Origin of the sequence: Janibacter endophyticus (genome assembly GCF_016888335.1) — a bacterium.
Lineage (GTDB): Bacteria > Actinomycetota > Actinomycetes > Actinomycetales > Dermatophilaceae > Marihabitans > Marihabitans endophyticum.
Genome location: NZ_JAFEJG010000004.1, coordinates 2,874,400 through 2,899,398, shown reverse-complemented (window position 1 = coordinate 2,899,398; position 24,999 = coordinate 2,874,400). Strand labels below are relative to the sequence as shown.

Genomic DNA, 24,999 nt, shown 5'->3' with positions numbered 1-24,999 from the left:
CCTTCGGCCGGGCCCACCATGGTGACCATGAGGTACGGCGACACGACCGAGCCCCTGGCCATCGCGCACCGTGGAGGTGCCGCGCTGGCCCCGGAGAACACCCTCGCCGCCTTCGCGAGGTCGACCGCCCTCGGGCTGCGCTACCTCGAGTCCGACATCAAGATCACCGCCGACGGCCAGCTCATCTGCTTCCACGACGACACGCTCGAGCGGAGCACCGACGGGTGGGGCCGGGTCGGTGCCAAGACCCTCGCCGAGCTGCGCGGTGTCCGCGTCCACGGGCGCGAGCCGATCCCGACGCTCGAGGAGGCGCTCGAGGCCTTCCCCGATGCATGCTTCACGATCGACCTCAAGGACCGGGCGGCGATCGCGCCGATGGCCCGGCTGCTGCAACGCCCGGCTTACGCGGAGCGGGTATGCGTCGCCGGGGCGTGGGACGGGTGGCTGCAGCTGCTCCAGTCGCAGGCGCCGCACGCGCGGGTGGCGCTCGGCTGGCGCTCGCTGACGACGCTCGTCTCGATGAGCAAGGCCGGGGCGCCGGTGCCGGCGTGGATGGTGCGCGGCGGCTTCGCGCACGTGCCGATGCACCTGGGGCGCATGCCGATCCACTCCGACAAGCTCGTGCGGCGGGCCCACCGGCTCGGGGTGCGCGTCGTGGTGTGGACCGTCGACGACCCGGCCGTCATGCGCCGCCTGCTCGACATGGGCGTCGACGGGATCATCACCGACCGCCCGGACGTCCTGCGCGAGGTGATGATTGCCCGCGGCACCCGCGGCACCTGGACCCCGATGGTGGCGCGCCCGGAACGCCCCGTGACCGCGGGGCTCTGACCTGCGCAGACTCCTCGTGGACCGGGCGGACGGCCCGGCCGACCCCGCCTGACGCACGACGAAGGGGCCCGACCGCCGAGCGGCCGGGCCCCTTCGTCGTGGGTCCTACTTCTGCAGGCCGGACTGGATGAGGTTCATCACCGAGGAGTCGGCGAGGGTCGTGACGTCGCCGACCTCACGGTTCTCGGCGACGTCCTTGAGCAGGCGGCGCATGATCTTGCCCGAGCGGGTCTTCGGCAGCTCGGGGACGATCATGATCGAGCGCGGCTTGGCGATCGGACCGATCTCCTTCGCGACATGGTTGCGCAGCTCCTGCACGAGGTCGCCACCCTCGCCGACCTCGTCGGCACGCTCCTGGGCCTCCTCGCGGAGGATGACGAAGGCGACGACAGCCTGGCCGGTGGTCTCGTCGGCGGCGCCGACGACCGCGGCCTCCGCGACCGCCTCGTGCGAGACGAGCGCGGACTCGATCTCGGCCGTGGAGAGCCTGTGGCCGGAGACGTTCATGACGTCGTCGACCCGGCCGAGCAGCCAGATGTTGCCCTTCTCGTCGTACTTCGCGCCGTCACCGGCGAAGTAGTACTTCGGCCCGAAGCGGCTCCAGTAGGTGTCCTTGTATCGCTGCTCGTCACCCCAGATGCCGCGCAGCATCGCCGGCCACGGCTTGGTGAGCACGAGGTAGCCGACCTTCTCGGCCTCGGTGAAGGGCTGCCCCTCGTCGTCGAGGATCTCCGCGCTGATGCCGGGGATCGGGCGCTGCGCCGAACCGGGCTCGAGCTCGGTGACGCCGGGCAGCGGGCTGATCATGATGCCGCCGGTCTCGGTCTGCCACCACGTGTCGACGATCGGGGCCGAGCCGCCACCGATGTGCTCGCGGTACCAGCGCCACGCCTCGGGGTTGATCGGCTCGCCGACCGACCCGAGGATGCGGATCGAGGACAGGTCGTACTTCGCGGGGATGTCGTCGCCCCACTTCATGAACGTCCGGATCGCCGTCGGCGCGGTGTAGAGGATCGAGACCTTGTACTTCTCGACGATCTCCCAGAAGCGGCCCTGGTGCGGCGTGTCCGGCGTCCCCTCGTAGAGCACCTGGGTCGCGCCGTTGGCCAGCGGCCCGTAGACGATGTAGCTGTGCCCGGTGACCCAGCCGATGTCGGCGGTGCACCAGTAGACGTCGCTCTCCGGGTGGAGGTCGTGGACGACGGAGTTCGTGTACGCCGCCTGGGTGATGTACCCGCCGCTCGTGTGGAAGATGCCCTTCGGCTTCCCCGTCGTGCCCGAGGTGTAGAGGATGAAGAGCGGGTGCTCGCTGTCGTGCGGCTGCGCCTCGTGGGTGTCGCTCTGACCGTCGACGACGTCGTGCCACCACTGGTCGCGGCCCTCGTGCCAGTCGACGTCACCCTTGGTGCGCTGGACGACGAGCACCGTCTCGACCGGGGACTCGTCGTCGCCGTGCGCGATCGCGGCGTCGACGGCGGCCTTGAGCGGTGCGGGCTTGCCGCGGCGGAACTGGCCGTCGGCGGTGATGACGACCTTGGCGTCCGCGTCGGCGATGCGGGTGTGCAGGGCCTCGGAGGAGAATCCGCCGAAGACCACCGAGTGCGGGGCGCCGAGGCGGGCGCACGCGAGCATCGCGAAGACGGCCTCGGGGATCATCGGGAGGTAGATCGCGACCCGGTCGCCCTTGGCGACGCCGAGCGAGGTGAGCGCGTTGGCCGCCTTGGCGACCTCCTTCTGGAGGTCCGCGTACGTGATGGTGCGGGTGTCTCCCCCTTCGCCCTCGAAGTGGATGGCGACCCGGTCGCCGTTGCCGGCCTCGACGTGCCGGTCGACGCAGTTGTAGGCGACGTTGAGCTCGCCGCCGACGAACCACTTGGCGAAGGGGGCGTTGCTCCAGTCGAGCGTCACGTCGAAGTCCTTGGCCCAGGTGATCCGCTCGCGGGCCTGCGCGGCCCAGAAGCCCTCGAAGTCGGCCTCGGCCTCTGCGAACAGCGACTCCTGGCCGTTGGCCTGGGCGGCGAGCTCGGGGCTCGGTGCGTAGCTCTCCGACACGTGTCCTCCTCGTTGAGTTGCCGCGCGCGGGTGCGCGGGCGTCACGGTGTGCTGCCCCCCACCCTGCCGTCACCCGCGTGGGCGGCACAACTGGCCCGGACGGCCGAACGACGAGTGGACCGCTGACGCGCCCAGCGGCTGCTCGTAGGCACGCTGACCAGGGTGAGCGGTCACCCCTTCGCCGGATGGTGGGCAGTCTGCACAGCAAAGGCGGTAACGGTCGCGCAGGTCGTCCAGGAGTGGCACGGTCCTGGGCACCCCAGGACGTCACGACGAGGTGGCGCCCGTGGCGCAGGAGGACGCGATGTTCGAGGACGGCCAGCTGTACTCCCCGGTGACCGAGCACGAGGACGGGACCGTCGAGGTCCACCTCGCCGACACCCACCCGGGCAAGGACGACCCGGCCTACCTGCACCGACGCGGCGAGATCGCCGGCGCGGCGCTGCGCTGGGACCGCGACGGCGGTGCCCCCGTGCCGACGATCGAGTACACCGAGGCGGAGCACGTGGTCTGGCGCACTGTGAGCGCCGAGCTCGCCCCCAAGCACGAGCGCTACGCCCACCCCGAGTACCTCGTGGCCAAGGAGCGGCTCGGCCTGCCGACCGATCGGGTACCGCAGCTCGCCGAGGTGACCGAGCTGCTCGTGCCGCTCACGGGCTGGACCTACGTCGCCGCTCCCGGTCTCGTGCCGCTGCGTGAGTTCTACGGCGACCTCGGCGACCGGGTCTTCAACAGCACCCAGTACCTGCGCCACGGGAGCGGGCCGCTCTACACGCCCGAGCCGGACATCATCCACGAGGTCATCGGGCACGCGAACCAGCTCGCGAGCCCGCGCTTCGCGGCGATCACGCAGGCTGCCGGTGCGGCCCTGACCCGGCTGGAGACCGACGAGGCGGCCAAGCTCGTCGCTGACGTCTTCTGGTTCTCCATGGAGTTCGGGGTCATGCACGACGGTGACGACCTCACGGCGTACGGCGCGGGCATCCTCTCGAGCTTCGGCGAGATGGACGAGTTCCGCGACATGGAGATCCGCGACCTCGACCTCGCCGACATGGGCACGCTCAACTACGACATCACCCAGTACCAGCCGGTCCTCTTCGCGGCCCGCTCGCTCGACCACCTCGAGGCCGCCGTCGGGGCGTTCTTCGAGACGGCGGACGACGAGGTGTGCGCGCGGCTGCGCCGCGAGGCGCAGAGTCGGGGCCTCGTCGAGGCGACGGTCTGACCCCTACGCTCAGACGCGGGTCGCGACGCCCGCGACGACGATCGCCAGCCCGGTCGCGAAGTTGTCCGGGGTGTCGTCGGTGACGACCCCCAACCGCCGCGCGTGGGCGTTCGACTGCTCGGCGTAGGCGTGCCCGTAGACGAAGTGGAGCAGGGTGCGGGCCGCGGTCGCGGCCTCCTCGGCCGGCAGCCCGGCCTCGGTGAGCAGCTCGCGCAGCTCGACGAAGGGGGCGTCCCCGCCCATCCCGAAGGCCCACATGCTCATGACGACGTCCGCGCCGTCGGGGTAGGCGGTGACCGCTGCGTGGAGGTCCTCGCAGCGGCGGCGCACCCGGTCTTGCCAGGCGTCGTCCTTCCGGGCGCGTCGGCGCGGGCCGCGGGCGAGGATCTCGTCGGCGACCGCGCCGAGGAGGGCCTGCTTGTTCTCGACGTGGTGGTAGAGGGCGCTCTGCTGCACGCCGAGCTCGGTCCCGAGCGCCCGCATCGTCAGGTCGGGCAGGCCCACGCGGCCGAGGATCTGCAGGGCGGTGTCGACGACGTCGGAGCGTCGGAGACGTCGCGTTGACGTGGTCACCCCCAGACCCTAGCCTGAACGCCGTTCACCCCACCTGAACAGCGTTCAGCAGAGCCCGAAGAGGACCCATGACCACGACCACCCAGGCGCCCGCCCGCTCGACGACCGTCGACCTCGCCCTCGTCGCCGCGCTCGCCGCCGTCATCGCGGTCTGCTCGATCCTCCCGGCGATCAACGTCTCGACCTTCGCGCCGATCACCCTCCAGACCTTCGGGGTGCTCCTCGCCGGCGCTCTCCTCGGCGCCCGAAGGGGTCTGCTCGCCGTCCTGCTCTGGGTCGCCGTCGGCGCGGCCGGCCTGCCGGTCTTCGCCAACGGCAAGTCCGGGTTGCCCGTCCTCGTCGGCCCGACCGGCGGCTACATCGTCGGCTTCGTCCTTGGCGCCGCCCTCCTCGGGCTCGTCGTCCAGCGGCTCGCCCGTCAGGGGCAGGCCACCAACCCGCTGGCGATCATCTTCGGCGGGATCGCGGCGCTGCTCGTCATCCACGCCGTCGGCATCGTCGGCCTCAACCTGCGCGCCGGGCTGGACCTGGTCGCCGCCGCGAAGGTCGACGCGGCCTTCTGGATCGGCGACATCCTCAAGCTCGTCGCGACCGGCCTCGTCGCCGCGGCCGTGCACCGCGCCTTCCCCTGGCTGCTGCGCCGCGGCGCCTGATGCCGGCGATCGAGCTCGACCGGGTCACCGTCCGGCGGGCCACCGCCGACGGCGAGATCCTCGCGCTCGACGAGACCAGCCTCGAGATCACCGAGCAGCGGGTCGCCCTCGTCGGCCCCAACGGTGCCGGCAAGTCGACGCTCGCCCGCCTCGTCAATGGGCTCGTCCCCGCGACGACCGGCACGGTGCGGGTCGACGGGCTCGACGTCGCCCGCGAGGGCCGCGAGGTGCGGCGCCGGGTGGCCTTCTCCTTCACCGACCCGAAGGCGCAGCTCGTCATGCCGACCGTGGGCGAGGACATCGCCCTCTCCCTGCGGCGGGCCGTGCGGGACAAGGAGGCGCGAAGGGAGGCGGCCCGGGCCGTGCTCCGACGCTTCGGTCTCGCGGAGCTCGAGGAGCGCAGCGTCCACGCCCTGTCGGGCGGGCAGGCCCAGCTCGTCGCGCTCGCCGGGGTGCTCGCCACGGACCCTGATGTCCTCATCGCCGACGAGCCGACGACCCTGCTCGACCTCGCCAACGCGCGCGCGATCGGTGACCTCCTCCTCGGCCTGGCCCAGCAGCTGCTCCTCGTGACCCACGACCTCGATCTCGCTGCCCGCTGCGACCGGGCCCTGCTTGTCGTCGGCGGACGGGTCGTCGCCGACGGGGCTGCCGCTGAGGTCGTCGACCACTACCGGGCGACGGCGTGAGCAGCGCGATCCTCGGCGCCTACCGGCCCGGCCGCACGGTGCTGCACCGGCTGCCGGCGGGCGCCAAGCTCGCCGGGCTGCTCGTCGCGAGCCTCGTCGTCACGCTCCTCGGGGGGTGGCGCTCCGCCGTCGCGGCGCTCCTCCTGGCCCTCGGCCTCGCCGCGCTCTCGCGCATGCCGTTGCGGGTCGTCGGCCGGTCGCTGCGCGGCCTCGTCGTGCTCGCGGTCCTCCTCGGTGCCTGGCTGACCTGGCAGACCGGCTGGCAGCGGGCCGTCGAGACCGTCGGCGACCTCGTGGCCCTCGTCGTCCTCGCGACCGTGGTCACGACGACGACGCCCGTCGACTCGATGCTCGACACGATCACTCGGGTCCTCTCACCCCTTCGTCCGCTCGGGGTGCGCCCGGAGCGGGTGGCCCTCGCCTTCTCCCTCGTCCTGCGGACCATCCCGGCGACGATCGGCCTCGCCGAAGAGACCCGCGACGCCGCCCGCGCCCGAGGGCTCGAGCGCGACCCGAGGGCACGGCTCACCCCCTTCGCCATCCGCGTCGTCGCCGACGCCCAGGCGACGGGGGAGGCGCTCCACGCCCGAGGCATCGGCGACGACTGACCACCGCACGACCACCCAGGAGGGACCATGACCACCACCTACGACGAGATCGTCGAGCGCATCCTCGCCGGCGGGCAGGCGAGCACCGACGAGGTGCTCACCGTCCTGCGCACCCCCGACGAGGAGGTGATGGACCTCGTCGCCGCCGTGTCGCGGGTGCGGCGGGCGCACTTCGGCATGACCGTCAAGGTCAACTACCTCGTCAACCTCAAGTCCGGCCTGTGTCCCGAGGATTGCGGCTACTGCTCGCAGGCCCTGGGCTCGACGAGCGAGATCCTGCGCTACACCTGGCTCGGGAAGGACGAGGCACTGGCCCAGGCCGAGGCCGGGCTGCGCGGCGGCGCCACCCGGGTGTGCATGGTCGCCAGCGGCCGCGGCCCGACCGACCGCGACATCGACCGCGTCGCCGACATGGTCGGGGCGATCAAGGACGAGAACCCCGACGTCGAGGTCTGCGCCTGCCTCGGCCTGCTCAAGGACGGGCAGGCCGAGCGGCTCCGCGCGGCGGGTGTCGACGCCTACAACCACAACATCAACACCGCCGAGTCGCACCACGACACGATCGTCTCGACGCACACCTACGAGGACCGCGTGCGCACGGTCGCGAAGGCGCAGGGCGCCGGGCTGTCGGCGTGCAGCGGCCTCATCGCCGGGCTCGGCGAGAGCGACGAGCAGCTGGTCGAGGCGTTGACGGCCTTGCGGGACATGGGGTCCGACTCGATCCCGGTGAACTTCCTCATGCCCTTCGACGGCACCCCGAAGCAGCAGACGTGGGAACTCACCCCGCTGCGCTGCCTCAAGATCCTCGCCGCCGCCAGGGTCGTCGCGCCCGCCACCGAGGTGCGGATCGCCGCCGGGCGCGAGATGCACCTGCGCAGCCTCCAGGCGGTCGCGCTGCACCTCGCGAGCTCGATCTTCCTCGGCGACTACCTCACCTCGGAGGGGCAGTCGGCGCAGGACGACCTCGACCTCCTCGCCGACAGCGGCTTCACGATCCTCGGGGCCGACGAGCTCCCCGCCGGGGAACGCACCGGCGACCCGGTCATCCGCCGGCGGGGAGCCGGCACCGCAGAGCCGGCCAACGCCTGAGCACGACGAGGGGGGAGAGCCGGCGGCTCTCCCCCCTTCGCCCGTACCCGAGGTGATCAGTGCTCGAGGGCCTCGGCCACACCGTGACCGGTGAGGCTGCGGACCTCCATCTCGGCGTACTTCGCGCGGTTGAACTCCTTGCTCGTCACCGTGCCGATGAAGCCGAGCAGGAAGCCCAGCGGGATCGAGACGAGGCCCGGGTTGTCGAGCGGGAACCAGTGGAAGTCGACGTTCTGCAGCATCGACGGGCTCTTGCCGGTCAGCGGGTCCACGGGCTTGCCGGAGACCACCGGGCTGAAGAAGATCAGACCGATCGCGGAGATGAGACCGCCGTAGATCGACCACAGCGCACCCCGGGTGTTGAAGCGCTTCCAGAAGAGGCTGTAGAGGATCGTCGGGAGGTTCGCCGAGGCAGCGACCGCGAAGGCCAGCGCCACGAGGAAGGCGATGTTCTGGTCCTTGGCGAGCATGCCGCCGAAGATCGCGATGACACCACCGCCGAGCGCGGCGTACTTGGCAACCTTGACCTCCTGCTCCGGCGTGGCCTGACCTCGCTTGAAGACCTGGTTGTAAAGGTCGTGGGCGAAGGTCGCGCTCGTCGTGATCGTCAGGCCGGCGACCACCGCGAGGATCGTCGCGAAGGCGATGCCGGAGACGATGCCGAGCAGTGGCGAGCCACCGAGCTCGTAGGCGAGCAGCGGTGCCGCGGCGTTGGCCTTGCCCGGTGCCGCCGCGATCCGCTCCGGGCCGACGAGGGCGCCGGCGCCGTAGCCGATGACGAGCGTCAGCAGGTAGAAGCCACCGATGAGCCAGATCGCCCACTCCACCGACTTGCGGGCCTGACGGCTCGTCGGGACGGTATAGAAGCGCTGGAGCACGTGCGGCAGACCCGCGGTACCGAGGACGAGGGCGAGCGAGAGCGAGATGAAGTCGATCTTCGTCGTCATGTTGACGCCGTACTTCAGGCCCGGCTCGAGCAGCTTCTCGCCGGCCTTGGGGTTGTTGTCGATCGCGGCCTGCATGAGCGAGGAGAGATTGAGGCCGTACTTGCCGAGGACCCAGAAGGTCATGACCGCGGTGGCCGCGATGAGCAGGATCGCCTTGATGATCTGCACCCAGGTGGTGCCCTTCATCCCGCCGATCATGACGTAGGCGATCATCACGACGCCGACGATGGCGATGACGATGTTCTGCGCCATGGCGCCGTCGACGCCGAGGAGCAGCGAGACGAGACCGCCGGCGCCGGCCATCTGCGCGAGCAGGTAGAAGAACGAGACCGCGAGGACCGAGGTCGCCGCCGCCATCCGGACCGGGCGCTGCCGCAGCCGGTAGGACAGGACGTCGGCCATCGTGAAGCGGCCGGTGTTGCGCATGAGCTCGGCGACGAGCAGGAGCGCGACGAGCCACGCCACGAGGAAGCCGATGGAGTAGAGGAAGCCGTCGTAGCCCTGGAGCGCGATGGCACCGGCGATACCGAGGAAGGACGCGGCCGAGAGGTAGTCGCCGGCGATGGCGATGCCGTTCTGACGGCCGGAGAAGGAGGACCCACCGGTGTACATCTGGCCGGCGGTCTTCTTGCCGCCGGCGACCTTGATGACGATGCCGAGGGTGACGAGGACGAAGACGGCGAAGATGCCGATGTTCAGCACGGGGCTGCCGACCTGGTCGGCGGCGACAGGGGTGAGGGCGGGGAGCAGGCTCATGGCAGTCACTTCCGGTCCTGGTCGTCGAGGCGCTCGGCCTCGAGGGCACGGTCGATGTCGCCGGGGGCCCAGTCGCCGGAGTCGCTGAAGTCGTGGTCGGAGCGGCTGTCCATCATGGCGCCGACGGCGTCGGCCTTCGGGTCGAAGGTCTTGTTGGCCCACCGCGCGTAGACGAACGTGATCGCAAAGGTCGTGACGAACTGCAGGAGGCCGAAGAGCAGGCCGATCGTGATGTTGCCGGCGATCTTCGTGCCCATGAACTCCGAGGCGAAGATCGAGAGCAAGACGTAGGCGAAGTACCACGCGAGGAAGAACGCGGTCACTGGGAAGACGAAGCGGCGGAAGCTGCGCCGTAGATCGGCGAACTCCGCAGACTCCTGTACGGCGATGTATCGCTCGCCGAGCTGAGCGTCGTTGCTCACTGGGTCTCACCTCCAGGTGATGGTGATGCCGCCCACCTCGTTGTGAGCGGCAGTGGTCACCTTGCTGCGCGTGGGCAGGGTGTGTCTCGCGGTCGGGGGCGTGGCGCGTCCGGTGGCGCCCTCGGGCTGCCGTACGGCACGAAGGGGTGCGACGAACGGTCGGTCTGCCCGGCTCAGCGGTCGGGCAGGGCCGCCTCGGGCGTGTGCAGGCGGGCCATCACGGAGGCGGTCCCCGTCGGGATGCGGCGGTGCGTCAGCAGCGAGACCGTCACCATGACGACGACCGAGATCGGTGCTGACCAGGCGGCCGGGGAGCCGAGGAGCGTGGCCAGCCAGCCGTCCCCGACGTCGGTGAGGATGTTGAGGGTCGCCGCCCCGATGGCGCCGACGCCACCGGCGAGGATGCCCGCCGCGGCGCCGACGGGTGTGAGCCGGCGCCACCAGACGCCGAGGATGACGAGCGGTGCGAAGGTCGACGCGGCGATGGCGAAGGCGTGCCCGACGGCCTGTGACAGGCCGACCGGGTCGACGAGCTGGCTCACGACGAGCGGGACGGCGACGCCCGCGAGCGCGGCGATCCGGAAGGTCTGGACCGGTTGTGAGTCGCCCCCCGTGCGCCGGTTGGCGATGCGCCGCAGGACGTCCTGGTCGATCGCACCGGCCACGGACAGGGCCAGCCCGGAGGCCGTCGAGAGGAAGGCGGCGAAGGCCCCGCCCGCGAGCATCGCGGTGAGGATCTCGCCGCTGACCTCGGGCAGCACCGCGTGCGGCAGGCCGAGGACGACCTCGTCGCTGCGCACCCCTTCGCCGAAGGGCAGGTAGGTCCGGCCGAGCAGCCCGTAGACGGGCGGGAAGACGTAGAAGAGCCCGAGGAGGGCCAGGACGGCCACGGTGGTGCGGCGGGCGGCGCGGCCGTCGGGGTTGGTGTAGAAGCGGACCACGATGTGCGGCAGGCCCATCGTGCCGAGGCAGAGCGCGAGCAGGGTGCTGTACGTCGTGTAGAGCTGGTGGTCCTCGCGGGCGGAGGTGAGGGGCTCCCACCACTGCTCGTCGGCGACGGGGGAGGGCGACCCGTCGCGCAGCCACGCGGTGAGCAGGACGAAGGCGGGGACCGCGATGCAGGCCAGCTTGATCCAGTACTGGACCGCCTGGACGAGGGTGATCGAGCGCATGCCGCCACCGACGACGCCGGCCGCGATGACGACCGCGACGACGACGCTGCCGACCCAGGTCGGCAGGCCGCTCACGTGCCGGAGGGCCAGGCCCGCGCCCTGCATCTGGGGGAGCAGGTAGAGCCACCCGATCCCGACGACGAGTGCGGCGCAGAGCAGCCGCACGGGCTGGGAGCGCAGCCGGATCTCGGCGAAGTCGGGAAGCGTGTAGGCGCCGGACCGGCGCAGGGGAGCCGCGACGAGCACGAGGAGGACGAGGTAGCCGATCGTGTACCCGACCGGCAGCCAGAGCATGTCGGCGCCCTGCGTGTACACCAGCCCGGCGACGCCGAGGAAGCTGGCCGCCGAGAGGTACTCGCCGCCGATCGCGCTCGCGTTGCGCCACGGGCTGACCGTCCGCCCGGCGACGTAGAAGTCGCTCGTCCCGCGGGCCAGCCGCATGCCCCAGGCCCCGAGGACGAGGGTGGCCAGGCAGACGACGGTGATGGCCGCGATGCTCGCGAGGCTGACGTCGGGACTGCTGGTCATCGATCACCGACGACGGCCGCGAACTGTGCCTCGATCCGCTCCGCGGCGCGGGTGTACTGCCGGGCGGAGAGGACGGCCGCCGGGTACACGAGCAGCCCGAGGACGACCCAGGGCAGGGGCAGCCCGAGGACGTCCACCCGACGGGTCGCCGGGACGAGCGCGAAGACGAGCGGCAGCGCCCCGAGGACGATCCCGAGCGTCGCGACGACGGTGAGCGAGAGCCGCAGCTGGGCGCGCATCAGGGAGCCGAGGTAGGCGGCGCCGAGGGGGCTCTGCGAGTCGATCTCGGTGCGGAGCGAAGGGCGGCGTGTGCGGCTGGTCGTCGTCCGCGTCCGGGTGACCCTGACCCGGGGCGGCGTCTGCATCACGTCTTGTCGCCGAGGCGCAGCAGGGTCGAGCGCAGGGCGCGGGTGTGCCGGCGGGAGACCTGGAGCATGACGTCGCCGTCGACGACCACGGTGCAGCGGCCCTGGTCCATCCGGACCTCGGTGATGTGCCGCGTCGAGACGATCGTGCTGCGGTGGATCCGCACGAAGCCCGCCTCCTGCCAGCGCTCCTCGAGCGTCGCGAGCGGGATGCGGACGAGGTGGGAGCCGCGCGCCGTGTGCAGTCGCGCGTAGTCGCCGTGCGCCTGGACGTAGCGGATGTCGTGGCGGGAGACGAAACGGGTCACGCCGCCGAGCTCGACCGGGATGGTCTCGTCCTCCTCGGGCGTGGCCCGCTCACCCCGCTCGAGGTCGACGAGGCAGCGCCGCACCGCCTCGCCGATGCGCTCCTGGCGTACCGGCTTCATGACGTAGTCCACGGCGTCGAGGTCAAAGGCGTCGACGGCGTGGTTGTCATGGGCCGTGACGAAGACGACGGCGGGCGGCTCGCTGAAGCGCTTGATGACCCGGGCGAGCTGCATGCCGTCGAGGCCGGGCATGGAGATGTCGGAGAAGACGACGTCGATCCGCTCGTGCTCCAGCGCGGCCAGCGCGGCCGTGCCGCTCGGAGCAGCGAGCACTCGCGACACCCGCGGGTCCTGGTCCAGGACCCAGGCGAGCTCGTTGCGCGCCGGCGCCTCGTCGTCGACGACCAGGACGACGAGGCCGTCCGTCGGTGCGTCGCTGCCTTCGACCATGGGGTCCACCCTAGGGGGCCGCGTGGACGGCGGGCGAGTACTTCGGGACACGGAAGGATGCACGCATGCCCGCGCCGGGTGCCGTCTCGACGACGAGGCCGTACTCCTCCCCGTACACCTGGCGGAGCCGGGCATCGACGTTGCCCAGCCCGACAGAGTCCGCACGGCTCTGCCCGTCGAGGATCTTGCGGATGGTGGCGGGGTCCGCCCCGACCCCGTCGTCCTCGACGCTCACCTCCGCCTCGGTGCCCACGTCTGCCACCGTGAGGGTGACCCGGCCCGGTCCGTCCTTGGGGGCGAGGCCGTGGCGGACGGCGTTCTCCACGAGAGGCTGGATCGCGAGGTAGGGGAGCTGCACGACGAGCACCTCGGGCGCGATCTTGAGGGTGATGCTCAGCCGCTCGCCGAAACGGGCCTGCTCGAGCACGAGGTAGCGCTCGACGTTGCGCAGCTCCTCGCGCAGGGTCGTGAAGGCACCGCCTCGCCGCAGGGCGTAGCGGGTGAAGTCGGCGAACTCGAGCAGCAGCTCGCGGGCGCGCGCGGGGTCGGTCCGGACGAAGGAGGCGATCGCCGCGAGCGAGTTGTAGATGAAGTGGGGGCTGATCTGGGCGCGCAGGGCACGCAGCTCCGCCTCCATCGCCCGCGTCCGCTCGAAGGAGAGCTCGGCCAGCTCGACCTGGGTCCCGACCCACCCGGCGAGCTCCTCGACGGCCCGGGTCATGCCGGCCGAGGTCCCGGGGCCGTAGGCGGCCAGCGCGCCGACCACGCCGCTCTCGAGCTGGATCGGGGCGATGACGGCCGCCCGGATCGGGCACTCCGTGGACGTGCAGGTCACCTCCTCCGGGCCGAGCACGACGGTCCGTCCCGAGGCCAGCGCCGGGCCGGCCTGGTCGACGACCGACGGGAGGTGGTGCCCCCCTTCGCCCTCCCAGGTGATGACCGACCCGTGGTCGCAGATCGCCAGGGCCGGCGTCGCGACGAGCGCCCGGAGGTACGGGGCCGCCCTCGCGCAGCCGTCGTCGGTCAGGCCGTCGGCGAGATGACGGGCGGCGAGCGCGGCGGTGTGCAGCGTCTCGTAGGTCGCCTGGTCGCCGACCGAGATGAATCCCTGCGGGCGGCTGCGCCACCGGTACAGGAGGACAAGGAGGGCGACGACCGCGACGACGGCGAGCACCGCGAGCGCGGTGGGCAGATGCGGCGCGGTCATGGCCCGCAGCCTAGGCCGGGACGGGCCGTAGGGTGAGCGTCGTGTCCGCGATCGTCACCTCCCTGCACCAGCTGGCCGTCCTCGACGACGTCGCCGCCGCGAGCGAGCGGGCACGCGAGGCGTGCACGGCACTGCGCTGGCACGAGGGCCTGCGGCGCCGGACCCCCGAGGCGGCCGCCGAGTCGCGGGTGCGCGGTGCCTGGGCGAGCGCGGAGCTCGACGGCGCCCGCTCGACGGCCACGATCGTCCGGGACCTCATGCGGGGTGCCCGCGAGCGCGCGACAGAGCCCGACCCGACCGAGCGCATCATCCACGGTGCGATGGCGGCCACCGCCGAGACGGAGCACCTGCGCTCGATGATCGGCTCGGCCCCCGGTCAGGTGCTCGCCCGGCTCCACACCGTCGCCGCGGCCGAGCTGGTCACCGATCGTGACGAGCTGGGACGGCCGCGCCGCGACGGGGAGACCTGTCGCGAGCTGAGCGATCTCGGCCCCGCCCCGGAGGGCGCCGAGCTCCAGCAGCGGCTCGCCGGGATCATCGAGATCATCGCCGCCGCCGACCAGGCGCCGGCGCTCGTCGTCGCGGCGGTCGTCCACGCCGAGATCGCCGCGGTGCGCCCCTTCACCGTGGGCAACGGGCTCGTCGCCCGTGCCGTCGAGCGGCTCCTCGTCCAGTCGACCGGCCTCGACCCGACGGGCGTGGCCGTGCCGGAGGTCGGGCACGGGGCCGAGGGTGGCCCGGCCTACCTCGGGTCGCTGACGGGGTACACGCAGGGCGGTACCGACGGCGTGCGCCTCTGGCTGCGGCACTGCGGGGACGCGGTCGTCGCGGCGGCCGAGGAGGGGCAGCGGGTCGCGGACTCGGTGCGGGCGGGTCGCTTCGTCTGACGTGGTGGGGCCGGGCCCTGGCCCCCGGTGAGTCTTGACCGAATCCTTACTCGACGGCGCCGCCGTCAGGTGGTTGACAACAGCGGGTCAGATGTAGAGTGGTGGGTGTCGCTCCCCGAGAGGGTCGCAGCGACGGCGCGCCAGATTCCCTCCCCCCGGGGCTGGCCGCTGGTGGCCCCGGTCTGCTCCCCCCCAAGACCGGGGCCACCGTCATGCCCGGGGACGGTTCGTCCACAGGCCCCAGGCCGGGCCTCCCGTCGTCCCCAGGCGCTCGCGGGCCCGTCCACCGGCCGCTCCGCCCGCGCCACCGTGGGCACATGCACCCCCTCGTCCTTGTCGTCTCCGCCTCCGGCGGCCTGGGTGCCTCGACGCTCGCGGCGGTCGTGGCCCGCCAGGCCGGCGGGATCCTCGTCGACGGTGACCTGGAGGGCCCTGGCGCCGACGCCACGCTCGTCCTCGAGGAGGAGCCGGGTCTGCGGTGGCCCGACCTCGAGGGTCTCGAGGGGCCCGTCGACCCGCGGCGCCTCGTGGCGCGGCTGCCCGGTCAGTCGCCTCCTGTCCTCGCCGCTGCCGGTGCGTGCCGTCTCCGCGAGGGAGCCGTGCGCTCCGCGGTGACCGCCCTGCGTGAGGTCGGCCCGGTCGTCGTGGACCTCCCGGCGGTCGCGATGCGGGGCTACCCCTGGCTTCAGGAGTGCGACCTCACGGTCCTGCTCGCCGGCCTGCGGCCGCGGCAGGTCCGAGACGCGGAGGTGACCATGCGGGGCCTGAGGGACGTCGCTGCGGACGTCGGTGCGGTGACCCGAGGTGCCCGACGCGCGGAGGGTGTCGGCCGGGAGGTCGCCGATCACCTCGGGGCGCGGTGGCTCGCTCACCTCGCCGACGACCCCTCGGTCCCCCGGGACGAGGGGTGCGGACGGGCGCCGCGGTCCCGTGGGCGGGTGGGCCTGGTCGCCCGGGAGATCGTGGCCCTGGTGCCACCCGTCGCGACGGGCGAAGGGGGTGAGCAGCGGTGGTTGCGGGCAGCCGGGTGACGTCCGTGACCGGTCGCGACGCCGAGGCACTCATCCGGGCGGGAGGAGCCCCCACGCCGGCCTCCATCGACGAGGTCGCGAGGTCCGAGGCCGCGGTCCTCGGCGAGGCGGGCGTGCGACGACGTGAGGCCCAGCTGAGGTCGTCCCTCGTCGGGCTGGGCCCCCTCGAGCGCGTCGTCGCGGAGGCCGGTGTCACGGACGTGCTGGTCAACGGTGACGGCGCGGTGTGGGTGGACCGGGGCGAAGGGGTCGAGACCGCGGGGCTGGTCGTCGGTGACGCAGCAGAGGTGCGACGGCTGGCCACCCGGCTGGCCGGGCTGGCCGGGCGTCGCCTCGACGACGCGTCGCCGTGGGTCGACGGCCTGCTGCCGGACGGGACCCGGCTGCACGCGATGCTGCCGCCGCTCGTCGACGGGGGAGCCCACGTCTCGCTGCGCATCCCGCGTCACCGGCACCGTGGTCTCGACGACCTCACCGAGCTCGGGATGCTCACCTCGGAGCAGGCCGGCGAGCTGCGCGCGGCGGTCGCGGGGCGTCGCTCGATCATCGTCAGCGGCGGTACCGGCTCGGGCAAGACGACGCTGCTCGCGGCCCTGCTCGCCTGCGTGCCCGGCTCCGAGCGCATCCTGCTCGTCGAGGACGTCGCCGAGATGTCGGTGGCGCACCCGCACACCGTGCGTCTCCAGGCCCGCAGCGCCAACACCGAGGGCGCGGGTCGCGTCACGCTCGAGGAGCTCATCCGGCAGGCGCTGCGCATGCGGCCGGACCGGCTCGTCGTCGGTGAGGTCCGCGGCGCTGAGGTGAGGGAGCTCCTCATGGCCCTCAACACCGGGCACGAGGGCGGGTGCGGCACGGTCCATGCCAACGGCGCCGCCGACGTCCCCGCCCGCCTCGAGGCGCTCGGGGGTCTCGCCGGTGCGGCACCCGAGGTGGTGCGGGCGCAGGCGGTCCTCGGGATCGACCTCGTCGTCCACCTGCGTCGGGGACCCTGGGGTCGGCGCGTCGAGGAGATCGTCCCTTTCGCGGACCTGGTGAGCTCGTGAGCCTGCTCCTGCCGCTCGTCGCGGTCCTCGCGGCCCTGGTCTGGCCGAGCCGTCGACCGCAGGTCGGCCCGCGGCCCGGCCTGCGCACCGTGCCGGATGGGCGGGGGCGTCGAGGCGCCATGACCCTGGCGGATGCGGCCGCGCTCGCCGAGCTGCTCGCGATGGCGCTGCGCAGCGGAGGCTCGCGAGCCCGGGCGGTCGAGGTGGTGAGCCCGGACGCACCCTGCTCGCTGCGACCCTTGCTGGACGAGCTCGCGTCGGTCCTCGCGGGTGGCGGGAGCGGGTCGGCGGCCTGGCGGCGCTGGGCCGACGAGCACCCGGCGCTCGAGCCCTGCGCCGCTGCCTGGCGGCTCAGCGACGAGTGCGGCGTCCCTCTCGCCCCGGCGCTCGAGCAGGCAGCGACCTCCGCCCGCTCTCGTCTGGCCGCGGCGCAACGGATCGAGGCCGCGAGCGCGGGCGCCCGGGCGACGATGACGCTGCTCACGCTCCTGCCCGCTCTCGGGCTGGGTGCCGGGTGGGCGCTCGGGGTGTCGCCGGTGCGCGTCGTCCACGAGTCGCCGGTCGCAGCTGCGAGCCTGCTCGCAGGTGCTGTGCTCACGGTGACCGGCTGGGCGGTCGGGCGCATGATCCTCCGGCGGGCGATGCGCCCGGGGCTGGCGTGATGCTGGCCGTCGCCCTGCTCGTGACGAGCGCGGTGCTCCTGTGGCCACCGTGGGGAGCGCCGCCGCAGCAGGTGGGCTCCTCGGCTGCCGCGGGTGACCGGTGCGGTGGGAGGGGGGAGAGCGAGGAGCGCCCGCGGCTCACCGACGTCGCCGATGCCACCGATCTCATCTCCCTCGCGCTGACGGCCGGCGGGAGCATCCCGGACGCCCTCGACTCCGTCGCCCGGGTCGCCCCGTCGGCGGTTGCCCGCGACCTGCGCCGGGTCGGCGCGGCGCTGCGGTGGGGCCGGGACATGCGCGAGGCGTGGAGCTTCGCGAGCCCAGGGTGGGCGCCTGCGGCGACGGCCCTCGTCGTCTCGACGAGCTGCGGAGCCCCGGCGAGCGAGGTGCTCCGGTCCGCGGCAGCGCGCATCCGGGAGAGCGAGGAGCGCCGCCTCGAGGCAGCAGCCGGGCGTGCGGCCGTGCTGCTCGTGCTGCCGCTCGGTCTCTTCTTCCTCCCCGCCTTCGTCGCGACCTCGATCGTGCCCATGCTGCTCGTCCTCCTCGGTGAGAGCCTGCGCTGACCCCACGTCCCGGGCGTCTGTCCCCAGGGCGTGGAGGCGGGCCCACGTCACCCACAGGCTGCGATCCCCGGTCGATCATCGAGCCCGGTCAGAGCAGCGTGGGGCCAGCGGGAGCGAGAGGCGCTCCCGGTCGAAGGGAGTGGATTGCCATGCGAGAGAACATCATCCGACGGTGGCGCAGGACCAGGGCCGCCTGCGAGGCCGGCATGACGACGGCGGAGTACGCGGTCGGGACGCTGGCGGCGGTGACCTTCGCCCTCGTCCTGCTCGCCGTCGTGAAGTCAGGTGCGGTGAGGTCGGGGCTGGCCGGTGTCATCACCGAGGCGCTCGGCCTGCGCTGAGCGGCGGGGCGACGCCGGGATGGTGACCGCCGAGACGGCGGTCGCCCTCCCGGCGGTCGTGCTCGTCCTCGCACTGTCGCTCTCTGCCCTGACGCTCGGCGTCGACGCGGTGCGCTGCCAGGACGCGGCCCGGGTCGCCGTGCGCGAGCTCGCTCGCGGCGAAGGGGTGGACCGGGCCGAGAGCGATGCGGCCCGGGCGCTGCCGTGGGGGTCGGAGGTCACCAGCTCACGGTCCGGGGACGACGTCACGGTCATGGTGCGCACCCCGGCTCCACGCATGCTCCGCGCCATCGGGGTCGTGCGGGGCGCAGAGTGCTCCTCGACGGCCCGGGCCGAGACGGTGACGGGGTGAGGGCTCCAGCGGCCCGTTCCCGTCACCGACGGCCTCGAGGGGACGAGGGCTCCGGTGCGGTGCTCGTGCTCGCCGCGACCGGTGCCGTCCTCAGCGTGCTCGTCGCGGCGCTCGCCGTCGCCGGGGCGCTGCGGGCCGCTCACTCCGCCCGGGATGCCGCCGACCTGGCCGCACTTGGCGCAGCGCAGGAGAGCGTGCTCGGTGCGTCGCCGGCGCGTGCGTGCGAGGTCGCAGCAGTCATCGCCACCCGCAACGGCGCCAGGCTCACCGCGTGCACGGTCACCGGTGCCTCGGTGGTCACCGTCGCGACGGAGGCCGCGGTCCCGTTGCGCCTCTCGGGCCGCTCGCCGTCCGTGCTGGGTGGTCGTGCCCGGGCCGGGCCCGTGCTCGACCCGTAGCTCAGGCGCGCGGTCCGCGGTCGTGGTCGCGGCGGTCCCCGACGTGACGGTCCCGGTCGGCGGCGGGCGCTCGCCCGGCTTCCTCCTCGGCGACCTCGGCGCGCTCGCGGGCCGTCTCGGTGGCCATCCGCTGCTCCTTGAGCTTGGCCTTGTGGTCGCGCTCGGCGGCCTCGCGCTCACGCAGCGCCGCGGCCTGGCGCTGCTGCGCGAGACGGGCCTCCTCCTTGCGCTCCCGGCGCAGGCGCGCCTTGCGCGTGAGGGCGCTGCGGATGAGCACGAGACCGAGCCAGGCGAGGAACATCGCGCCCATGCCGGCGAGGACGAGCGCGAGCGGGTTGAGCGTCACCTGGACCGTGTCGTAGAGCGAGATCTCGACGTCCTGGGCGGCGACGTCGGGGCTGCCGGCACCCATGACGAGGAGCGTGCCGAGCGCGAGAGCGACGAGCAGGATGAGCAGACCGAGGACGACCATCGCGAAGGATCCCTCCGAGGGTGGGTGGCGTGAGCGTCGGCGGCCGGGCCGTCGACGGGGCGGAGCGCGACCAGGCTAACCCCGCTCGGCGAGGATCGCCCGGAGGAGCCGACCCGCGCCGTCCTTGTCGAGCGGTTCGTTGCTGTTGCCGCACTTCGGCGACTGCACGCACCGGGGGCAGCCCTGGCGGCAACCGCACCCGTCGACGATCTCCAGCGTCGCCTGCCACCACCGCTCGACCGTGTCGTGGGCCCGCGCAGAGAAGCCGGCGCCGCCCGGGTACCCGTCGTAGACGAGGATCGTCGGCAGCCCGGTGTCGGGGTGCAGGTCGGTCGAGACGCCGCCGATGTCCCACCGGTCGCACGTCGCCAGCAGCGGCAGCGCGCCGATCGCCGCGTGCTCTGCCGCGTGGGCCGCGCCCGGGACGGCGTCCTCAGCGATCCCGGCGCCCTCGAGCAGGTCGGGCGTCATCGTCCACCACACCCCCCGCGTCGTCAGCACCTGCTCGGGCAGGTCGAGGGCGTGCGTGCCGATGATCTCCCCGCCCGGCAGCCTGCGGACGAAGGAGGTCACCCGGCGTCGCACCCGCACCGCGCCCCACGACAGCCGCAACCGCCCGGATGCCGTGCCCGACTCCTCACCGAGGATGTCGAAGGAGGACACCGACTGCGCCGTCGTCGTCCACCCCGGGTCGCCGCGCACGACCGTCGCCGTCGCGGCGTCGAGATCGAGGTCGGTGACGACGTAGGTCTCGCCCTGGTGGACGTGGACCGCCCCGGTGTGCGCCTGGGAGTGCGCCGCCGCGGCGTCGACGGTCCCGACGACCCGACCGGTCCTCCCTTCGACGAAGCTGACGACGGTCCCGACCCCTCGCAGCGACACGTGGTCGCCCGGACGGTCCTCCCGGGCCCAGTACCAGCCGGACGGGCGGCGACGAAGGATCGAGCGGGCCGTGAGGGTGTCGAGCACGCTGCGCAGCCCGGGACCGAACCACGCCTCGTCGTCGAGGGTGACGGGCACCTCCGCGGCGGCCGCCGCGACGTGCGGGGCGAGGACGTGGACGTTGCCGGGGTCCATGACGATCGCCTCGACCGGGTCCCCGAAGAGATAGTCGGGGTGGTCGAGCAGCCAGCCGTCGAGCGGGTCGTCCGCCGCGACCGACACGACGAGCGCCTCGCGGGCGGACTGCCCGTCCACCGCCTTCTCCCGGCCCGCGCGGCCGGCCTGCTGCCACCAGGACGCGCGTCGCCCGGGCCAGCCCGCGATGACGACGGCGTCGAGACCGTTGATGTCGACACCGAGCTCGAGGGCGTTCGTCGCGGCCACGGCCATGAGGTCGCGCGAGCGCAGCCGGCGCTCGAGCTCTCGCCGCTCCTCGGGCAGGTAGCCGCCCCGGTAGGCCGCGACCGACTCGACGAGGTCGGGCCGGTCGAGCTCGAGCCCCTCACCGACCTGCGAGGCGACCCCCTCGACACCGGCACGTGACCGGACGAAGGCCAACGTCTGCGCGTCGTCACGGACAAGAGCGCCGACGACGTCTGCGGTCTCCGCCGTGAGCGAGCGACGCGACCCGTCTGCCCCCTCCGGCGGCTCCCACAGGACGCATGTCGTGGCCGCGCGGGGCGACCCGTCGTCGGTGACGGCGACCACGGGGCGTCCTACGAGCGCCGACGCATGTCCCTCGGGGTCCGCGACGGTGGCCGAGGCGAGGACGACCGTCGGGGTCGCGCCGTATCGCTGCGCCACCCGGAGGAGCCGGCGCAGCACGAGCGCGACGTGCGCGCCGAAGACGCCCCGGTAGGCGTGGCACTCGTCGACGACGACGTAGGACAGCGAGCGCAGGAAGGGCGCCCACTGCCGGTGCCCCGGCAGCAACGAGTGGTGGAGCAGGTCGGGGTTGGTCAGGACGATCTGGGCGTGCTCCCGGATCCAGCGCCGCTCGTCCGTCGGGGTGTCGCCGTCGTAGGTCGCGGCCCGCACGCCCGGGACGGCCAGCGCATCGATCCGCGCGCGCTGGTCGGCGGCCAGGGCCTTGGTGGGGGAGAGGTAGAGCGTCGTCCCGCCACGCACCGTCGTCCGGCCCGACGGGGGACCGTCGAGCGCCGCGGTGAGGGCGGGCAGGAGGTAGCCGAGGGACTTGCCCGAGGCGGTGCCGGTCGCCACGACGACGTCCTGGCCCTCGTGCGCGAGCCCGGCCGTGCGCGCCTGGTGCGACCACAGGGTCTCGAGGCCGCTGCCGGTCACAGCGGCGCGCACGGCCGGCGAGAGCCACCCGGGGAGGTCGGCGACCACCGCCGGCCGGGAGCTGATCTGCTCGACGTGACGCACCCGGCCAGGCAGCCGACGCACGAGCCGGTAGAGCCGCGCGGACCCCCCGTTTTCCTGCGTCGAGGGGATGCCGGGGCTCACGGTGGTCTACGGTAAGCGCGGAGCAGCACGGATCGATATGACGTCCCTGCCTGTGAGAACGTCGAGATCACGGCGCCCTTGCGGGGGCGCCCCTGTCATGAAGGAGCGAACCGGTGGGCCTCACGATCAGCACCAGCAACAAGAACGGTGCCGTCGTCGTGCACTGCGCCGGCGAGATCGACGTCGCCACGGCGGCCCAGCTGCGCGACGTCGTGCAGCAGGTCTTCGCCGACGGGTCCCGGGCGGTCGCGCTCGACATGAGCGAGGTCTCCTTCATGGACTCCACCGGCCTCGGTGTCGTCGTCGGCCGGCTCAAGACGCTGCGTCGCGCCGGGGGCAACCTCACCATCGCCGTCACCGCTGACCGGGTGCGGCGGGTCTTCGAGATCACCGGTCTCGACAAGGTCTTCGTCCTCCACGAGACGGCGGATGCCGCGGCTTCTGCCGCTGCCCAGACGGGAGCCTGACCCAGGAGTAGGGTGACGCCCACCGCCCACGCACCGCGTGGGCGGGCGCAGGACCGGACCATCGAGGAGGATGGGCATGGCGGGCTATCTCCCTACTGCCACGGAGGCGCTCGAGCTGTCGAGCAGCAACGTGTACCTCACCGCGGGCGTCGCGCTCATCGGTGTCGTCTGTCTCGTCATGGGGCTGGTCTTCCGCTCCCAGGTGATCGCCGCAGACCCTGGTACCGAGCGGATGCGCGAGATCGGGGCGGCGATCGAGGAGGGCGCGCACGCCTACCTGCGGCGCCAGTTCAAGACGCTCGGGATCTTCGTCGTCCTCGTCTTCGCACTCCTTCTCGTCCTGCCTGCGGACACCACCGGGATCCGATGGGGCCGCTCGGGCTTCTTCGTCCTCGGTGCGCTCTTCTCCGCGGCCATCGGCTACCTCGGCATGTCGCTCGCGGTCAAGGCCAACGTCCGGGTCGCCGAGGCGGCCCGCACCTCCGGACGTGACGCCGGCATGCGGATCGCCTTCCGCACCGGCGGGGTGGTCGGCATGTTCACCGTCGGCCTGGGCCTCCTCGGCGCGGCGATCGTCGTCCTCGCCTACCAGGGCAACGCGCCGAAGGTCCTCGAGGGCTTCGGCTTCGGCGCCGCGCTCCTCGCGATGTTCATGCGGGTCGGCGGCGGCATCTTCACCAAGGCCGCCGACGTCGGCGCCGACCTCGTCGGCAAGGTCGAGGCAGGCATCCCCGAGGACGACCCGCGCAACGCCGCGACGATCGCCGACAACGTCGGCGACAACGTCGGCGACTGCGCCGGCATGGCGGCCGACCTCTTCGAGTCCTACGCGGTGATGCTCGTCGCCGCGCTCATCCTCGGCACGGCGGCCTTCGGCGAGTACGGCCTCGTCTTCCCGCTCCTCATCCCTGCCATCGGCGCGCTGACCGCCCTCCTCGGGGTCTACATCACCAAGGCGGCGCCCGGGGGCGACGCGCTCGTCGCCATCAACCGCAGCTTCTACATCACCGCCGGCATCTCCGCTGTTCTCACCGCGGTCGTGGCCTACGCCTACCTGCCCGGCAGCTTCTCCGAGCTCGGCAGCACCAACGAGCAGGTCGGCACGCTCGACGGCGACCCGCGGCTCTCCGCGCTCCTGGCCGTCCTCATCGGTGTCGTGCTCGCCGCGATCATCCTCTGGATGACCGGCTACTTCACCGGGACCGACAAGCGGCCCACCAAGGACGTCGCCCGCACGACGCTCACCGGAGCCGCGACCGTCGTGCTCTCCGGCATCGGCGTCGGTCTCGAGTCGGCGGTCTACAAGGTGACCACCCTGGCGATCGCCATCTACCTCGCCTACATCCTCGGCGGCGGGTCGATGACGCTCTCGCTCTTCTTCATCGCGCTCGCCGGCTGCGGCATCCTCACCACCGTCGGTGTCATCGTCGCCATGGACACCTTCGGCCCGGTCTCCGACAACGCCCAGGGCATCGCCGAGATGTCCGGCGACGTCGACGCGGAGGGCGCCCAGGTCCTCACCGAGCTCGACGCGGTCGGCAACACGACCAAGGCGATCACCAAGGGCATCGCCATCGCGACGGCGGTGCTCGCGGCTACTGCCCTCTTCGGCTCGTACACCGACGCGTGGTCCTCGGAGCTGCGCAAGACCGCCGAGAGTCTCGGCGCCAAGGTGACCAACGGCGAGATCGACCCGTCGGCCGCCCCGGGGATCCAGCAGACCTTCGACGACTTCGCGGTCTCGGCGGGCTCCGAGATCGTCAGCCCGCACACCCTCGTCGGCCTCCTTCTCGGAGCTGCGGTCGTCTTCCTCTTCTCCGGCCTGGCGATCAACGCCGTGACCCGCGCCGCCGGTGCCATCGTCTTCGAGGTGCGCCGCCAGTTCCGCGAGCACCCAGGGATCATGGCGGGCACCGAGAAGCCCGAGTACGGGCGCGTCGTCGACATCTGCACCAAGGACTCCCTGCGCGAGCTGGCCACCCCCGGCCTGCTCGCCGCGTTGACCCCGGTCATCGTCGGCTTCGGTCTCGGTATCGGGGCCCTCGCCGGCTTCCTCGCCGGTGCCATCGCCTGCGGCGCACTCATGGCGGTCTTCCTGTCGAACTCCGGCGGCTCCTGGGACAACGCGAAGAAGATCGTCGAGGACGGGCACCACGGCGGCAAGGGGTCCGAGGCGCACGCGGCGGCCGTCATCGGTGACACCGTCGGCGACCCCTTCAAGGACACCGCCGGTCCGGCGATCAACCCGCTCATCAAGGTGATGAACCTCGTCTCGGTGCTCATCGCTCCTGCGATCGTCGCCCTCATGGTGCGCGAGGAGCCGATGACGGCGCTCCGGCTGGCCATCGCCGGTGTCGCTCTCGTGATCGTCGTCGGCGCGGTCTACGTCAGCAAGCGTCGCGACATCGCGATCGGGGACGATGAGTCGCTCACGGGCGACGAGCGCCCGCTGCGCCACGTCCCGACGAGCTACGACCCGGCCAACCCGTAGGACGAAGG

At 72.8% G+C, this 24,999-nt stretch carries 26 protein-coding genes; 16 read left to right on the top strand and 10 right to left on the bottom strand.

From position 1 onward, the window contains the following. Nucleotides 1-27: 27 nt before the first annotated feature. The gene (locus JNO54_RS13895; RefSeq protein WP_204144429.1) at nucleotides 28-831 is read left to right on the top strand and encodes a glycerophosphodiester phosphodiesterase family protein; all 804 of its coding nucleotides are present in this window, start codon (nucleotides 28-30) and stop codon (nucleotides 829-831) included. 105 nt (nucleotides 832-936) lie between these two features. Here the strand turns inward: JNO54_RS13895 and acs are convergent, their stop codons facing one another. Next, nucleotides 937-2,883, bottom strand: coding sequence for an acetate--CoA ligase (gene acs, locus JNO54_RS13890; protein ID WP_307818232.1), 1,947 nt, complete (start codon nucleotides 2,881-2,883; stop codon nucleotides 937-939). A gap of 286 nt (nucleotides 2,884-3,169) precedes the next feature. Between acs and JNO54_RS13885 the strand changes: the two genes are divergently transcribed. After that, complete coding sequence (locus JNO54_RS13885; RefSeq protein WP_307818231.1) at nucleotides 3,170-4,108, top strand: phenylalanine 4-monooxygenase; 939 nt, start codon at nucleotides 3,170-3,172, stop codon at nucleotides 4,106-4,108. 9 nt (nucleotides 4,109-4,117) lie between these two features. Here JNO54_RS13885 and JNO54_RS13880 read toward each other — a convergent pair whose 3' ends face one another. Next, a complete protein-coding gene (locus JNO54_RS13880; RefSeq protein WP_307818230.1) occupies nucleotides 4,118-4,681 on the bottom strand; it encodes a TetR/AcrR family transcriptional regulator C-terminal domain-containing protein in 564 nt (187 codons plus the stop codon). Between the two features lie 68 nt (nucleotides 4,682-4,749). On the opposite strand from JNO54_RS13880, the gene JNO54_RS13875 reads away from it, so the two are divergent. The 4 genes from JNO54_RS13875 to bioB are packed head-to-tail and all read left to right on the top strand — an operon-like array spanning nucleotide 4,750 to nucleotide 7,720. Next, a complete protein-coding gene (locus tag JNO54_RS13875; protein ID WP_204144427.1) occupies nucleotides 4,750-5,334 on the top strand; it encodes a biotin transporter BioY in 585 nt (194 codons plus the stop codon). Further along, complete coding sequence (locus JNO54_RS13870) at nucleotides 5,334-6,023, top strand: energy-coupling factor ABC transporter ATP-binding protein (protein WP_204144426.1); 690 nt, start codon at nucleotides 5,334-5,336, stop codon at nucleotides 6,021-6,023. Before JNO54_RS13875 ends, JNO54_RS13870 begins: the two co-directional genes overlap by 1 nt. Next, nucleotides 6,020-6,631 (top strand): CbiQ family ECF transporter T component, encoded by a 612-nt coding sequence (locus tag JNO54_RS13865; protein ID WP_204144425.1) that lies wholly within the window; start codon nucleotides 6,020-6,022, stop codon nucleotides 6,629-6,631. Before JNO54_RS13870 ends, JNO54_RS13865 begins: the two co-directional genes overlap by 4 nt. 27 nt (nucleotides 6,632-6,658) lie before the next feature. Continuing rightward, nucleotides 6,659-7,720, top strand: a complete 1,062-nt coding sequence (gene bioB, locus JNO54_RS13860) for a biotin synthase BioB (protein ID WP_204144424.1) — start codon at nucleotides 6,659-6,661, stop codon at nucleotides 7,718-7,720. Between the two features lie 56 nt (nucleotides 7,721-7,776). Here the strand turns inward: bioB and JNO54_RS13855 are convergent, their stop codons facing one another. The 6 genes from JNO54_RS13855 to JNO54_RS13830 form a co-directional block, all read right to left on the bottom strand. Beyond that, nucleotides 7,777-9,423 carry a monocarboxylic acid transporter gene (locus JNO54_RS13855; protein WP_204144423.1) on the bottom strand — a complete coding sequence of 549 codons (1,647 nt, stop codon included), beginning with the start codon at nucleotides 9,421-9,423 and terminating at the stop codon, nucleotides 7,777-7,779. A 5-nt stretch (nucleotides 9,424-9,428) separates the two neighbouring features. Then, a complete protein-coding gene (locus JNO54_RS13850; protein ID WP_204144422.1) occupies nucleotides 9,429-9,845 on the bottom strand; it encodes a DUF485 domain-containing protein in 417 nt (138 codons plus the stop codon). A 173-nt stretch (nucleotides 9,846-10,018) separates the two neighbouring features. Next, complete coding sequence (locus tag JNO54_RS13845) at nucleotides 10,019-11,545, bottom strand: sodium/solute symporter (RefSeq protein WP_204144421.1); 1,527 nt, start codon at nucleotides 11,543-11,545, stop codon at nucleotides 10,019-10,021. After that, nucleotides 11,542-11,910, bottom strand: coding sequence for a hypothetical protein (locus tag JNO54_RS13840; protein WP_204144420.1), 369 nt, complete (start codon nucleotides 11,908-11,910; stop codon nucleotides 11,542-11,544). The genes JNO54_RS13845 and JNO54_RS13840 overlap by 4 nt, the downstream gene beginning before the upstream one ends. After that, the gene (locus tag JNO54_RS13835) at nucleotides 11,910-12,668 is read right to left on the bottom strand and encodes a LytR/AlgR family response regulator transcription factor (RefSeq protein ID WP_204144419.1); all 759 of its coding nucleotides are present in this window, start codon (nucleotides 12,666-12,668) and stop codon (nucleotides 11,910-11,912) included. Before JNO54_RS13835 ends, JNO54_RS13840 begins: the two co-directional genes overlap by 1 nt. 10 nt (nucleotides 12,669-12,678) lie before the next feature. After that, nucleotides 12,679-13,875 carry a sensor histidine kinase gene (locus tag JNO54_RS13830; RefSeq protein WP_204144418.1) on the bottom strand — a complete coding sequence of 399 codons (1,197 nt, stop codon included), beginning with the start codon at nucleotides 13,873-13,875 and terminating at the stop codon, nucleotides 12,679-12,681. 41 nt (nucleotides 13,876-13,916) lie between these two features. Between JNO54_RS13830 and JNO54_RS13825 the strand changes: the two genes are divergently transcribed. From JNO54_RS13825 to JNO54_RS13790, 8 genes are all read left to right on the top strand, one after another. After that, nucleotides 13,917-14,762: a Fic family protein gene (locus JNO54_RS13825; RefSeq protein WP_204144417.1), complete on the top strand. Its 846-nt coding sequence runs from the start codon at nucleotides 13,917-13,919 to the stop codon at nucleotides 14,760-14,762. A gap of 317 nt (nucleotides 14,763-15,079) precedes the next feature. After that, complete coding sequence (locus JNO54_RS13820) at nucleotides 15,080-15,793, top strand: CpaE-like family protein (protein WP_204144416.1); 714 nt, start codon at nucleotides 15,080-15,082, stop codon at nucleotides 15,791-15,793. A gap of 5 nt (nucleotides 15,794-15,798) precedes the next feature. Then, on the top strand, nucleotides 15,799-16,836 hold the full coding sequence (locus tag JNO54_RS13815) for a TadA family conjugal transfer-associated ATPase (RefSeq protein ID WP_204144415.1): 1,038 nt from the start codon (nucleotides 15,799-15,801) through the stop codon (nucleotides 16,834-16,836). Next, nucleotides 16,833-17,498 carry a type II secretion system F family protein gene (locus JNO54_RS13810; protein ID WP_204144414.1) on the top strand — a complete coding sequence of 222 codons (666 nt, stop codon included), beginning with the start codon at nucleotides 16,833-16,835 and terminating at the stop codon, nucleotides 17,496-17,498. The genes JNO54_RS13815 and JNO54_RS13810 overlap by 4 nt, the downstream gene beginning before the upstream one ends. Continuing rightward, a complete protein-coding gene (locus tag JNO54_RS13805; protein WP_204144413.1) occupies nucleotides 17,498-18,061 on the top strand; it encodes a type II secretion system F family protein in 564 nt (187 codons plus the stop codon). Before JNO54_RS13810 ends, JNO54_RS13805 begins: the two co-directional genes overlap by 1 nt. Nucleotides 18,062-18,210: 149 nt before the next feature. Beyond that, nucleotides 18,211-18,402: a DUF4244 domain-containing protein gene (locus JNO54_RS13800; RefSeq protein WP_204144412.1), complete on the top strand. Its 192-nt coding sequence runs from the start codon at nucleotides 18,211-18,213 to the stop codon at nucleotides 18,400-18,402. Next, nucleotides 18,371-18,754 (top strand): TadE family type IV pilus minor pilin, encoded by a 384-nt coding sequence (locus JNO54_RS13795; RefSeq protein WP_204144411.1) that lies wholly within the window; start codon nucleotides 18,371-18,373, stop codon nucleotides 18,752-18,754. Before JNO54_RS13800 ends, JNO54_RS13795 begins: the two co-directional genes overlap by 32 nt. Beyond that, the gene (locus JNO54_RS13790; RefSeq protein WP_204144410.1) at nucleotides 18,751-19,152 is read left to right on the top strand and encodes an Rv3654c family TadE-like protein; all 402 of its coding nucleotides are present in this window, start codon (nucleotides 18,751-18,753) and stop codon (nucleotides 19,150-19,152) included. The genes JNO54_RS13795 and JNO54_RS13790 overlap by 4 nt, the downstream gene beginning before the upstream one ends. Before the next feature lies 1 nt (nucleotide 19,153). Here JNO54_RS13790 and JNO54_RS13785 read toward each other — a convergent pair whose 3' ends face one another. Next, entirely contained in the window at nucleotides 19,154-19,624 is a 471-nt protein-coding gene (locus JNO54_RS13785; protein WP_204144409.1) for a hypothetical protein, read from the bottom strand. 75 nt (nucleotides 19,625-19,699) lie between these two features. Then, complete coding sequence (gene sftH / locus JNO54_RS13780) at nucleotides 19,700-22,033, bottom strand: DEAD/DEAH box helicase (RefSeq protein ID WP_307818229.1); 2,334 nt, start codon at nucleotides 22,031-22,033, stop codon at nucleotides 19,700-19,702. Nucleotides 22,034-22,146: 113 nt separating this feature from the next. On the opposite strand from sftH, the gene JNO54_RS13775 reads away from it, so the two are divergent. Together JNO54_RS13775 and JNO54_RS13770 are read left to right on the top strand one after the other, a co-directional pair. Further along, nucleotides 22,147-22,500, top strand: a complete 354-nt coding sequence (locus JNO54_RS13775; RefSeq protein WP_204144408.1) for an STAS domain-containing protein — start codon at nucleotides 22,147-22,149, stop codon at nucleotides 22,498-22,500. A gap of 76 nt (nucleotides 22,501-22,576) precedes the next feature. Beyond that, nucleotides 22,577-24,991: a sodium-translocating pyrophosphatase gene (locus tag JNO54_RS13770; protein WP_233703257.1), complete on the top strand. Its 2,415-nt coding sequence runs from the start codon at nucleotides 22,577-22,579 to the stop codon at nucleotides 24,989-24,991. The last annotated feature ends 8 nt before the right edge of the window (nucleotides 24,992-24,999 follow it).